The organism is Enterococcus mundtii (assembly GCF_002947535.1).
Taxonomy (GTDB): domain Bacteria; phylum Bacillota; class Bacilli; order Lactobacillales; family Enterococcaceae; genus Enterococcus_B; species Enterococcus_B mundtii_B.
Genome location: NZ_PUAP01000010.1, coordinates 69,412 through 82,681 on the forward strand (window position 1 = coordinate 69,412; position 13,270 = coordinate 82,681).

General features: G+C 36.2%; 12 protein-coding genes. All 12 read left to right on the plus strand.

Annotated features, from left to right (window positions below; genetic code table 11):
- Positions 1-84 precede the first annotated feature (84 nt).
- Genes CUS89_RS03285 through CUS89_RS03340 form a run of 12 tightly spaced genes read left to right on the plus strand, consistent with a single transcriptional unit; the run spans position 85 to position 13,210 of the window.
- Entirely contained in the window at positions 85-465 is a 381-nt protein-coding gene (locus CUS89_RS03285) for a hypothetical protein (protein ID WP_104871030.1), read from the plus strand.
- Positions 466-469: 4 nt separating this feature from the next.
- Entirely contained in the window at positions 470-1,090 is a 621-nt protein-coding gene (locus tag CUS89_RS03290; protein WP_016627832.1) for a Gp15 family bacteriophage protein, read from the plus strand.
- 12 nt (positions 1,091-1,102) lie between these two features.
- On the plus strand, positions 1,103-5,593 hold the full coding sequence (locus tag CUS89_RS03295) for a tape measure protein (RefSeq protein WP_104871031.1): 4,491 nt from the start codon (positions 1,103-1,105) through the stop codon (positions 5,591-5,593).
- A complete protein-coding gene (locus tag CUS89_RS03300; RefSeq protein WP_104760079.1) occupies positions 5,586-6,413 on the plus strand; it encodes a phage tail domain-containing protein in 828 nt (275 codons plus the stop codon). Before CUS89_RS03295 ends, CUS89_RS03300 begins: the two co-directional genes overlap by 8 nt.
- Positions 6,414-6,421: 8 nt before the next feature.
- Positions 6,422-7,441, plus strand: coding sequence for a phage tail protein (locus tag CUS89_RS03305; RefSeq protein ID WP_104871032.1), 1,020 nt, complete (start codon positions 6,422-6,424; stop codon positions 7,439-7,441).
- Positions 7,442-8,491 carry a hypothetical protein gene (locus CUS89_RS03310; protein WP_104871033.1) on the plus strand — a complete coding sequence of 350 codons (1,050 nt, stop codon included), beginning with the start codon at positions 7,442-7,444 and terminating at the stop codon, positions 8,489-8,491.
- Positions 8,491-10,770: a BppU family phage baseplate upper protein gene (locus tag CUS89_RS03315; protein ID WP_104871034.1), complete on the plus strand. Its 2,280-nt coding sequence runs from the start codon at positions 8,491-8,493 to the stop codon at positions 10,768-10,770. The genes CUS89_RS03310 and CUS89_RS03315 overlap by 1 nt, the downstream gene beginning before the upstream one ends.
- An 18-nt stretch (positions 10,771-10,788) precedes the next feature.
- On the plus strand, positions 10,789-11,235 hold the full coding sequence (locus CUS89_RS03320; RefSeq protein ID WP_104871035.1) for a hypothetical protein: 447 nt from the start codon (positions 10,789-10,791) through the stop codon (positions 11,233-11,235).
- A 1-nt stretch (position 11,236) separates the two neighbouring features.
- Entirely contained in the window at positions 11,237-11,374 is a 138-nt protein-coding gene (locus CUS89_RS03325) for an XkdX family protein (protein WP_002290625.1), read from the plus strand.
- A 37-nt stretch (positions 11,375-11,411) separates the two neighbouring features.
- Positions 11,412-11,705: a hypothetical protein gene (locus tag CUS89_RS03330; protein ID WP_104871036.1), complete on the plus strand. Its 294-nt coding sequence runs from the start codon at positions 11,412-11,414 to the stop codon at positions 11,703-11,705.
- A 22-nt stretch (positions 11,706-11,727) separates the two neighbouring features.
- Positions 11,728-11,925, plus strand: coding sequence for a phage holin (locus tag CUS89_RS03335; RefSeq protein WP_002302122.1), 198 nt, complete (start codon positions 11,728-11,730; stop codon positions 11,923-11,925).
- Positions 11,926-11,935: 10 nt separating this feature from the next.
- The gene (locus CUS89_RS03340) at positions 11,936-13,210 is read left to right on the plus strand and encodes a LysM peptidoglycan-binding domain-containing protein (protein WP_104871037.1); all 1,275 of its coding nucleotides are present in this window, start codon (positions 11,936-11,938) and stop codon (positions 13,208-13,210) included.
- Positions 13,211-13,270: the final 60 nt, after the last annotated feature.

Consider the following 13,270-nt stretch of genomic DNA (forward strand, 5'->3'; position numbering starts at 1 on the left):
TTATCTGCTCTTATATTTCAGGAGGAAAACACGGCTATTAACAATATTATCGACTTAGATGCTAAATTATCGCTAACAAAATCTATGAAAATCGCAGGGAAAGTATATGAAGTTCAAATTTCAGATGAAATTGACAAAACTTTAACCGATTTAACGACTATTGATATTCCAGATCAATTAAAAAATATGACTTCAAAACTTGAAAAAATGGATGAAGATGATAATGGAGCTAAAGAATTCAAAGAATTTACTCAATCTGAAATGGATGAATTAAAAGATAAAGCTGTAACTACTCTAGATGTGATTCTTGGGAGTGGTGAAGGTAATCGCGTTTATAATTTTTACAACAAAAGTACAAAAGCCCTTTTCACAATTATTGGATTGCTTGAAAAAGAGTTGGGGGAAGTTGTTTCTGAACGTAGTAAAACAGCAAAAAAACATTACAAAAATAATCGTAAGAAGTGATTAGATGTTTGATCTAACGAGAAAACCAGAAACAACAGTGATTATTTCAGGTAATGAGTATCAAATTGATTTGTCTTTTGACACTGTTATTCGATTCTATGAACTAATTGACGATAAAAATTTGGAGTCTATAGAAAAAATAATTCTTGGGTTCAAATTGTTTTATATCGATTCAAAAAAAGCAGAAGATACATTCACTTTTGAAGAAATGCAACAAGCTATTAACGACATAGTTGACTATATTCAATCGAATCCATATGGAAGCATTGGAAGTGAAGGAGAACCGACTGGTCAGGATTCAAATATGAATTATTCGTATTCTCAAGACGCTGGAGCTATTTATTCTTCGTTTATGGCAGATTACAAAATCGACTTGTTAAATGAGCAAGGTTCAATGCATTATCTAACTTTCAAAGCGTTGATGTCTGGTTTAAGCGAAGACACTCAATTTCAGCGGATACTAGCGATTCGGTCAAGAAGCATAGCTGGTTTAGAAGGAGAAGAACTAAATAGCTTATTAGAACTGAAAAATTATTATGCTCTTGATTCTGAAAAAACAGTTAACAGTCTTGATGATCAACTAGGCGATATGTTTTCCATGTTAGCAGCACAAGCCAAATCATAAGGAGGTGAGTATTTGAGCGCAGATGCAACAATAAATATTGATGTGATGCTGTCGAATTTACCTAAATTTAAAACAGACGTTAGTTTTGTTGATGACGTATTAACAAAATTGGGAATGAATACAGGATCAAAAATTGATGATTCATTTAAAGCCGAGACAGCAAAAGTTACAACAATTGCCAAATCAACAAAAAAAGATGTCGATCAAACTTTTGATAAACCAGTTAAGTTCACAATCAAGGCTGATAATTCGGATGCTGAAAAAGATGTCAAAGAGACAAAGGCTTTTTTAAAAGGCATACCGAAAAGCAAAATAACTGAACTGAAGGCGGATAATGACGGAGCATCACTGAAAATAAAAGCTACAAAAGAGGGTATAAGCAAGATACCTAACAGGAAAGAAACAATACTTAACGCAGATGCTTCACAAGCAAAAACAGAAACAAAAGACCTCGGTGATACTGCTGAAAAAACCAAATCTAAGTTTATCAGCTTGAAAGATAAACTATCTATTGGTGCGATTGCTGGTGCTTCTTCACAAGCACTGCAGATTTTAACAGGTAGTTTTTCAGATTTAATCGGTGAAACTGCTCAATCATCTGACGCAATGGATAAATTCAAATCTACGATGCAGTTTGCTGGCTTTACAGAAAAAGAAACAAAAGAAGCTGCTAAATTTGTAAAAAAATATGCAGATGACACAGTATATGAATTGTCCGATATCTCGAATACTACAGCACAACTAGCAGCAAATGGTATTGGGAATTATCAAGAGTTAACAGAAGCAGCAGGGAACTTAAACGCTGTAGCAGGTGGTAATTCTGAAACATTTAAATCAGTAGCAATGATGCTTACCCAAACGGCTGGTGCAGGGAAACTAACTACAGAAAACTGGAATCAATTGGCTGATGCCATTCCCGGTGCATCAGGTAAAATGCAAGAAGCGATGAAAAACAACGGTGCTTTCACTGGAAACTTTCGTGATGCGATGGAAGAAGGTCAAATATCAGCTGAAGAATTTAGTAAAGCGATTGTTGACTTAGGTATGACTGATGTAGCTGAAGAAGCTGCAAAGTCTACTAAGACTTTCGAGGGCGCAATGGGTAACCTCCAAGCGAATATCGTTACTAAAATGAATGAGATCGTTGATGGCATCGGCAAAGATAAGCTTACAGATATTATCAGCTTCATATCAGACAATATTACTAAACTATTTGATTCTATTTTGAAAGGCATAGATTATTTAAACGATAATCAGGATAAATTATCGAGTATCTTTGATAATTTGAAAAAGATTTCTAAAATATTTTTCGGTGCTGCATGGGATGCGGTTCTTGATATTATAAAAAAACTCACTGGTAATTTTAGTTTACTTTCAAAAGAAACTGGCAAAACGAAAGACCCCTTACAACGATTTGATGATGTCTTAAGTGCTTTGTCGAAACATGAAAAGGGAATAGCACTTCTAGGTAAAGCATTAGCTACTTTATTTATTGCTAAAAAAATCGTTGGTGTGGTCTCGGCTTTTGGGAAACTGCTTGATATGTTCGGCGGAAAAGCATTACTTTCTAGTCCAATTTTTCTTATACCTGCAGCAATTGCAGGAATTGGATTTGCGTTTTATAAAGCATATAAGACAAGCAAGCCATTTCGTGAGTTTATAGATGGGATTGTCGATGCAGTAAAAAACTTTGTAGAGGTATCATTAAAGAAAATCAAATCATTTTTTAAAAATGTTACAGAAGGATTTGTTGAATTTAAGGATTCAGTTACGGATAAAGTGACTAGTATCAAAAAAAGCATCAAGAAAGTTTTTAACTCCGTTATTGATTTTTTTAAAGAGGATTGGAAAGAAGTATTAACATTCATTCTAAATCCAATTGCTGGTGTAGTTGCTCTATTGTACAAACACAATAAGAAGTTTAAAAAGTGGGTAGATGATCTACTTGATACTATTAAAGATGGATTGAAAGCTTTTAAAAAGAAAGTTCTTGATCCACCATACGATGCAATTACAGATTTGATTGATAAAATAGCTAAAACTTTTTCAAAATGGATGGGCAAAATAGAAAAAGCTCTTGAAAAAGCGGGTAAGAAACTTGGGAAAGCTACAGAGGTAATTTTTTGGCTTATCTATGGGCCAATACGGTTATTAGGTAGAAAAATAAAAAAAGGTTTCGATGAAGTTGCTGAATGGATAGAAGATAAACTTGAAAAAGCAGGGAAAGCAGTTGGGAAGGTTGTCGATAAAATCTCTTCAACAATAAAAAAAATCTTTAATTCTTTATCAAAATCAGTAAAAAAATCAATGGAATTATTTACTGAATATGTTATTGAGCCTGTGGATTCAGTTCGAAAAAAAGTCGTTAAAACAATTAGTAACTTAGTAGATAAAGTAGTCGATTTCTTTGTTGATTTAGTCAATATTACAAAGCACAAATGGAGAGAAATAAAATCCTCGATGGAAAAACCGGTTGACGATGCTAAAGAAAATGTCTCTAAAACCATCAGCAAATTAAAAAAAAAAATAGCTGAAATTTTTGACCGTATCAAATCAACAACTAAAAGCGCATGGAATACAATTAAGCGCTACACAGTGGAACCAATAGAGGACGCCTACAAAAAAGTAGTTGAAAAAGTAGGAGAGATTTATTCTGGTGTGACAAAATATTGGAATGATTTAAAGGACAAAACCAAAGAAAAATTCGATGAAATCGTTGATTATGTTAAAAAAGTTCCTGGTCGAATTGGTGATGCTTTTAAAGATGGAAAAGAAGCAATCGGCGATGGTATTAAAGCTGCAGCGCAATACATGGTTGATATTTTAGGTACGGGAGTCAATGGCGTAATTAAAGGTATCAACTGGGTACTGGAAAAAGTTAATGCACCAGATTCTGTTCGAGTTGATAAATGGGATGTTCCTAAATTTGCTACAGGTGGTATTCACCAAGGTGGATTGATGCTTGTTAACGATGGCGAAGGAGAGGAATTGGTTCGACATCCTGATGGAAGAATGGAAATTCCAAAAGGGAAAAATGTTTTGATGCATGCGGAAGCTGGTACCCAAGTATTGAATCATAGCCAAACAAAATCGTTTGCTGAAGCTTTTGGTATTCCAATGTACGCAAAAGGTAACGTAAGTAATCTAGGTGATTTCTTCAAGTCTGCATGGAACGGAATAAAAGACATTGGTTCTGATATTTTAGATGCAGTTCAACATCCAGTGGAGTTTGTCAAAAAAGCTATTTCAGAACATGTGAATTTTGATGCTACTCATCCAGTATTTGATATTGCTACAGGCGGTGTCAAGAAAGTAACAAATGGCGTTATGGATTGGATCAAAGATAAAATAGCAAGTTTTGGTTCTATTGGTGGAAGTTTTGACGGGGCGATGGCTGACAATGTCTATAAATATTTAGTAGATATTGCAAATCAAACAGTAAGTAAATTTGGCATGAGTGGTATCACTTCGGGTTATCGACCAGGAGACCCTTATTACCACGGAAAACACCAAGCGATTGATATTGCTTATCCTGCTGGAATGAATGGTTCAAGTAAGTATTTCGATCCTGCGAACTGGGTGTTTGAACATTTTGCTGATAAGGTTGGCTATGTTATTACTCAAGGTAAAGTTCGAGATAGGACAGGTCAATCAGGGCAACCTGCTACAGGAAATTGGGAGACATGGCCAGATAACGATCACTACGACCATTTGCATATTACAGGTAAGCTTGGCTCTGGTGATATTTATAAAGCAGGCGAAGGTGGCGGAAAAGGTTCGCCTACAGGTTCTGGCGTTGCAAGGTGGACTAGCCAATTAAAAGAAGCCTTGCGAATGAATGGATTACCAACCACTGCTTCGTATGTCAATGCTTGGTTAAGGCAAATCGAAACTGAATCAGGAGGCAATGAGCGTGCTGTTCAGCCTGGAATAGACCCAGATGGTGATGGCTCTGGTCCAGCAATGGGACTAATACAAGCTAAGAAAGGAACATTTTTAACAAATGCGTTTCCTGGCCACGGAAATATTTTTAATGGTTTTGATAGCATGCTTGCTGGTATTAGATATGCACTGAAAAGATATGGTCCTGATATGCTCGCAGTCATTGGTCATGGTCATGGTTACTCAAATGGGGGAGAAGTATTTGGACCAGAGTTAGCTATGTTTGGTGAAGACCCTGCTTATCCATATGAAATCAACATCAATCCTGCAAAACCAAGTGCAGATATGCTGATTCAAAAAGCGATTGTTGCAAGAGAGAGATACAAACCAGCCGTACAAACAAATCAAGCAGTTTATTCAAATCAACATCCAAGTGGCGGAAATGAGCACAAAACGATGAGTAAAAAAGATATTGAAACAATCGTTCAAGCGTTAAATGAAAGACCAGTGCGTGTCGAAAGTATTCTAGACGGTAAGAAAGTCAGCAAAAGTGTAGATGAATATACTGGTTCATCATTAGCAAGAAAACTATATATGAGAGGAAAGAATTTCAATGGATGATAAAACATCAGTATTTCTCCAATTTAGTACAGGTAAATTTGACTTACTAGCAAATTACCGAATAAAAATCATTGATATAAAAATTGGGATGCCTGTACCGAAAAATGAATTTTCTTCTTATGCAGGTTCAGTAGGAAAAAAGCTGCTGACACACTCATTTGATTCTTTTCCTATTACTTTTGAATTTGATTATTTTGCTGATAATCTGAATGACCTTATTTTGACTGAAACAGAATTGAGAGAACTATTTAATAAAGAAGCTGAATACTACTTTATCTATACGAAAGAACCTGGTAAAAGATACCCAGTGATCGTTGAGAGTATGACTGTAACCAAAAAGGCATATTTTAAAGGAAATTGCGTTGTATCATTTTCTGCCTATAAAGGATATTCTGAATCGATGGCAACGACTTTATCTGATTTCAGTTTGGATGAGGATTGGCAGTTTTCTCAAGGCCTAGTTTCTGAAGACTTTAGTTATACACACAATACTAGTTTCTTTAAGATTTTTAATGCTGGCAGTTTTGAAATTGATCCGAGAGAGTCAGATTTACGTATTACCCTCGAAGGAGAATCAGAAGGAAATGTGACTATTTTCAATAAGACCACAGGCGATCGTTTCATTTATTATCCTTCTCTCTCAACTAATTTAGGGCAGACGTTAGTTTTGGATGGTGTATACCCAAAATTGAATGGTGTAAGTTGTGGTATTGATACAAACCATGGACTAATCACTTTAGCTGAAGGGGTCAATGAAATCGAAATTCAAAATATTACTAGAGTGAAATCTTCTTGGGATTTCCGTTTCTTGTATAAGTAGGTGATACTTTGAAAAACATATTAATACGTAATTATGAAGAAACGAAAGAGGAAATCCTTATTAACTACGATAAGGATTCTTTTTCTGTCTCGTGGCAACAAAATGAAACGTGGGAGTTATCTGTGACTGTACCAGAAACAAAAAGGAATCAAATAACCTTTGATTTAATTGACTATGAAAACTATGTTGTTTTTGATGGTCAGCAGTATTCAATCAAGCAGATGAGACCATATGCTTCTGGTAGCCAAATCTATAAAGATGTAGTAGCAACTCATGTCTATTACACTATTCAAGATAGATGGCAATATGACACCATATCTGGAACAAAATCAATCAATGATCTTCTGACTCATATTTTTAAAGCTGGAAACCGAGGATTTAGTTGGGAAGTTGTAGATCCCAATAATGTATTTTTAAAAAAGGAGCAGGAGAATTTTGGAAATGATAATTATTTAAATCTTATTAATGAAATTTTGGAAGATTACGGTGCAGTTGTGATACCAAATAATAAGCATTTAGTATTTTACCCCATTTCAGATTATGGAAATATAACTGAGCAACAAATCCGATATAAATATAATACAGATGAAGTTTCGTTTGATATTGATACTTATGCTTTGAAAACACAAATTAAAGGATTTGGTAAGAAAAAAGAAGACGACTCATATTATTTTAATCCAGTTACTTATACCAGTCCCGAATCACAGAAATGGGGAATCAGGATACAAGACCCAATAGAAGACGAACGTTACACTATCCAAAATAATATAATTGAATATCTAAAACAGCAGTTACACGACTATCCAGATGTTTCAGGATCCGTAACACTAAAATGGGCCGTATCTCTTAACAAAGGGGATAAGGTCCTTTTTGTTTATGAACCTTTGAATATAAGTACCTACATTCAAGTTGTGGGAATTACTGATTATCCAGCTATCCCTAATAAAGCGCCAGAGATTGTATTATCAAATACCAAGAAAACAATCACTTCAATACTGGCAAATCTTACTAAGAAAGGACTGATGTAGATGGGGCTTGTTAAACTAATATCAAATAATATCGCTTTAAAATGGAAAGAAACATTCAATAAAAACGTTGATTATCTGAACAATCTTGAAAAGAAATTGTCTGATCAAGACAAATCAACGAACAGTCGTATTGATAATCTCGTAATCAACTCGGGCGGGGATTCGCCAAACGAAGTAGTGGATGCACGTGTAAATAATAAGGGAGAAATCTTTGATACATTACACGGAAGATTATTAGAACATGAAAACCTGTCGGACGAACAAATTAGTGAATTAATTACAAATGCCGCTAGTCAAAAAGCACAAGTAGAGCAATTAAACAAAGCAGTCCAACAAATCATTGGAGGGTATAACGAACCTATCAGTATCTATGTTTCAAAGGATGGAAACGACCAGACTGGAGATGGATCTCAAGAGAAACCATTTCTCACGATTCAAACTGCAGTTAATTCAGTTCCGCTCATTACTACATCATCTGTCACCATCTGGATTAGCGATGGGGTGTATTTGGAAGATGTATTTGTCAATGGTTTAACATTTAGAACGTTTGTCATACGTCCTCTAAATGATACTAGCACGTTAGACCCTCAAGTGTCTGATTGTCCAGTAAAAGTTAGAAGTATTATGTTCGCAACATGTACTGGCTATTGTCAAATCGTCGGAATGCAGATCGTTGATGCTGCAAATTCTCCTCTCTTTCAAGGAAGACAGTATGGAATTGTCAATGAACAGAGTGGCTATATGGCTATTAGTCAATGTAAATTTGCGGAGAATACTAAATCCTTGGCATATAACGCTGTATACGTAGGTGGGACTTCTAAGATGAATATGTATGGTTCAACAACATTCATTAATCAAGACATAGCTGTGCAAGTTCGTTTGTTATCAGAGTTTAACGTGGGCGACTTGAAAGGTTCAGGAAATAACATTGGGGTGTATGTTGATGCAGCAACTGCTAGATATGCCAAGCCAGCTGCAGGATTTGCGACAACTGAAAATAAAATTATCGGCAGAGGTTTGATTATCAATAATGGGCAGGTGTTAAGTTAATGGTTTATAAAACAAATGAATCGATCATTGTGATTCAAGCAGAAGCCACTAGTCCAAACAGGACGAATGTTGTTTTTTGGTCGCATGATCGAGGAACAGCTAAGCTTCGAATGAAGTTAGTTCGGAAAAACGGCATCCCTCAAAGTCTGCCAGAAGGAACAACCGTTCCAATTCGATTGATGTTCCGTTCTGCAACAGCAGAAGGTGGTTATGGTAAACATGACTATCTAGCTACGGTAGAAGATCCTGTGAATGGGATTGTGTCTATCGTATTAGAAGATAATATTTTAGGATATGTTGGAAAAGTAGAAGGTAGCGTATATATTGATTTTCCAAACGACCGCTCGTTAGATACAGCTGGTCGTTTTACTTTTGACATCAAACGCAGTCCAATCGATGATAGTACGCCAGAACTAGAAGATTATTATTTCAATGGTTTCAGTCAGACCATTGACAAAATCGAGAAAATTCTAGCTGATGGAAAGCTAGAGATTGAACAGAAAATTGCGGAATCCGAAACGCAGATTGACGGGAAACTGAAAGAAACAAACAACAAAATCACGAAAGCCAATCAAGATGTCGCAACTCTCAATACTAATATTGATAAAGCAAATGATCGTATTGATCAAACCAATCAGCAAATCGGCGATCTCGGCAAGCTGAAGAAGATGTACTCCAACAGCATCGACTTCGGGGACTATGATTATTCGGGGAATCCAAATTTGTTGCCAGTAATAGATTATTCTCAGCTAAGTAGAACAAATTCCAGTATCCAACCGCCGCCAGCATACGTCAAAGACCATGGAACTTATTTTGAAGTTGATATGAGTGATCCATCTGCATCTGGTGTTGATAGGCATGTATTTATACCACTTATTACGCGTTTGCAAAAAGGAAAAACATATACAATTAGTGCCAATATCATGATTAGTGATGGAATGATTATAGGTAAATGCCCACTGTACTATTCAGTATATAGAAGTCAACCTAAACCAGAGACAATCAACCCAGTTGTGTTATACCCAACTAATAGTAATAATAATTTTGTGCGTGTAAGTAAAACATTTACTATACCATCTGATTTAACTGATGGTGATTTTGCACCATTTTTACAATGGTATTTTCCATCAGATGCTGTAGGTAAATATTATGTAGGGTACGATATTAAAATTGAAGAAGGTTCAAAAGCAACACCGTACCAGCCCAACTTACTAAATGACCCTTACTGGTTGGGTAAAGCTCCTTTGGGTGAGAATATTGCTGACCCTATAAAAATATTTCCTATTAAAACTAGTTCATATAGTATATATCTAGGTAAAAATACTGAAAAGTATCAATTGAATCAAACATATACAATTACCATGAAGGCAACTAAACCAGCTACACAACAATTCGGTGTTTTCTTGTTAGGTGGTGCAATGGGTGTTGGTAATATGAAACCTGTAGAAGGTTTAACTGACGTATGGGAACTCACATTTAAAGTAACACAAGTCCACATTGATGCTGGCATAACTGATGTATTAAGCCTATATCAACTTCCCAACACTAGTGTTGGTGCAGTTACCATAGATTGGATAAAACTAGAAAAAGGCGCCACCCGAACTCCCAATATTAGTCAGTTTAAATACTTCGGCGAAGGCTTGAAAGACAGTAACAATCCGAACGACTACAGCTGGGACATCACGCCTGAATATACTGAAAAAGGCTTGAATGATTCTGTGAGCTTAACCGAACCACAATCTGTAGATGGAACTAAGAACTTTTTAGAAACCCCTCTAGTTAATGGGAAAAATGTACTGGTAGAAGAAAAGCCGTTGCCTTATGAAGCGTGGCATTCAACAGGAACTGAACAAACTGGTATTTCTAATAAAGCTCGGTTAATTATTGGACCAGTAGCAACCACCATTGGAGCAAAATTGAATCGATCCATGAAAGAGAATCCGTTGACTTGGAATTCTGGAAATTGGCAAGCAACAGCTAATCGAGACTGTACATTGTTGGTAGAAGGGCTAGTTAGATATCAGTTTGGCGGATCAACAGCTGGCCAGTATGGTTATATTACTTTTTATAAAGACGATGCTCAAACTAGTTCTATTGGTTTCGCAGGTGGTGTTGGTATAAATGGAACTGCATTGCAATGGAAGCAAGGGCTTCACTTTAGTAGAATTTTCGCGTTGAAAAAAGGAGAGTACTTCAATATCACTTTTGAAACTCAGGATGGTAAGAAGTTAGATTTTTCTCAAATAAACACGCTGCACATTATGGAAATAGAATCTTAGATTAAAGGAGTGAAACGAATGAAAAACATTTGGAAATACGGACGTACTGGTGGAGAGTACGCAGGAAAAGTATTGGACGACATGCTTGTGTCCGTTCCCTACACGGATCAGCCACCGCTTGAAGGGATTCGTGCTGATGGCGAACCGCTAACGATTGCTGATCAGATGTTTGATCCTAAACTGAACCAATGGATTGTTTTAGCGAACGCACTAGATCACAACGATTTAAACAATCTCAAAGCGATGTATGAGTCGTTAGAAAATGAAAACGACAACCTAAAACAGCTAAATGCCGAGCTCATGCTAAACGATGTAGCAATTAAACAGGAAAATACTGCATTGAAAGAAAAAGCGGATAGTTTAGCACAAATCAATTCAAAAACGATGCTTGCTTCGTTCCAAAATAGCAAAGACATTTCAGAAATTAAAGAGCAACTAAATCCAGCTTCAAAGGGAGGTGAGTAGTATGTTTAGTTTTAGCGATGTGAAAATGATGTATGATTGGGGCTGTTTTACTGACGATCAAGTTCGACTATTCGTTCCACTATGCATTACAGACGAAGAAGCAGATAAAATCATTAGCAAAGAAGAGAGCGCATCTTAATTGATGTGCTTTTTATTTTGATTCAAGGAGTTGTCACATGATTAATTTAGGAGAATGGGGAACAATCGCAGGATCAATCACTGCGATTGTTTCTTTGATTTTATTAGTAATAAGACCAGTCACTGCATCTTTCTCGAAGATTACTGAAACTCTTTCAAAAGTAAGTCACAATTTAGATTTGCTGACTAAAGATTTAGAATCGAGCAAATCAGATCGATTGATGATTCATGAAGAACTAAAGAAACACGATGAAAGATTAGATGCACATACAGAAAAATTGGTGGAACACACACAACAAATTAAAACTTTATTTAGAGAAAGATCTCGGTAAAAAAGAAAGGAGTTAAGAAGAAATGATTTTACCCGATAAGTATTATCAAGTTATTAAATGGACAGTTTTAACAGTATTGCCAGCTGCATCTGTGTTAGTTGCAACACTAGGCAAAGCATATGGATGGAATGGAACAGATATGACAGTTCTGACTATCAATGCAGTAGCGACGTTTTTAGGTGTTATCACTGGTGTGTCGGCTTATAACTTAAAAAAATAGGAGGAAAAAAATGAAGAAGAAAATAGTATTGTCATTGAGCCTTTTAATGGCTCTTTTTTTATTGCCAATTAATGGATTTGCTGCAAAAAATGATCAGGGTGTGGATTGGTCGATTTATCAAGGGGAGAACGGAAGATTTGGGTACGCTCATGATAAATTTGCTATTGCACAAATTGGTGGTTATAACGGAGCTGGTTTATATGACCAATGGACCTACTCCACGCAAGTTGCTTCTGCAATTGCTCAAGGTAAACGAGCGCATACCTACATTTGGTGGGATGTGTGGGGGTCTCAAGCGATTGCTAAACAAACGATGGATTATTTCTTGCCAAAGATTCAAACGCCTAAAGGTTCAATTGTAGCGATTGATTTCGAGGGTGGGGCATCTTCTAATAAGCAAGCTAATACGGATGCCATTCTTTATGGTATGCGGCGAATTAAAGCAGCAGGCTATACTCCAATGCTTTATTCAGGAAAGCCGTTTTTATTAGCTAATGCTTATTATCAGCAAGTAATCAAAGAGTTTCCAGATTCGCTATGGATCTCTGCTTATCCTGATTATAATGTAACGCCAACTCCTAACTGGAATATTTTTCCATCGCTGGACGGTATCGGTATCTATCAATTTACCTCAACTTATATTGCTGGTGGATTAGATGGTAATATCGATTTAACTGGCATTACAGACAATGGTTATACAGGTTCAGATAAACCAGCAACAGATACTCCAGCAACGGATGCAGGGGAAGAAGCTAATGATACGCCAAAATCAGAAATTAAAGTGGGCGACACTGTGAAAGTGAATTTTTCAGCGAAAAACTGGGCAACTGGAGAAGCAATCCCACAATGGGTAAAAGGAGAAAGCTACAAGGTTCAACAGATAAATGGCAACAAAGTTTTACTTGCAAATATTTTATCTTGGATTGAAAAATCAAATGTAGAAATCTTGCCAGATTCTACAACTGTTCCAGACAAACCATCAGCTGCTATCCAAACCCATATCGTCCAATATGGAGAAACACTATCTTCGATTGCTGCAAAATACGGAACAACGTATCAAGCACTTGCTTCGTTAAATGGACTAAGCAATCCGAATATGATCTATGCTGGACAAGTTCTAAAAGTGAGCGGAATAGCAAATGTTACTAGAACATACACTGTTCGATCAGGCGATAATTTATCATCAATCGCATCTAAGTTAGGCGCAACGTATCAAGCGTTGGCACAGCGCAATGGATTATCAAATCCTAACTTGATTTATCCAGGTCAAGTACTATCATATTAAAAATAGCCCCTCGTTGAGGGGCAGTACATATAATTAGGCTACATCTGCAATTTTAGTTAT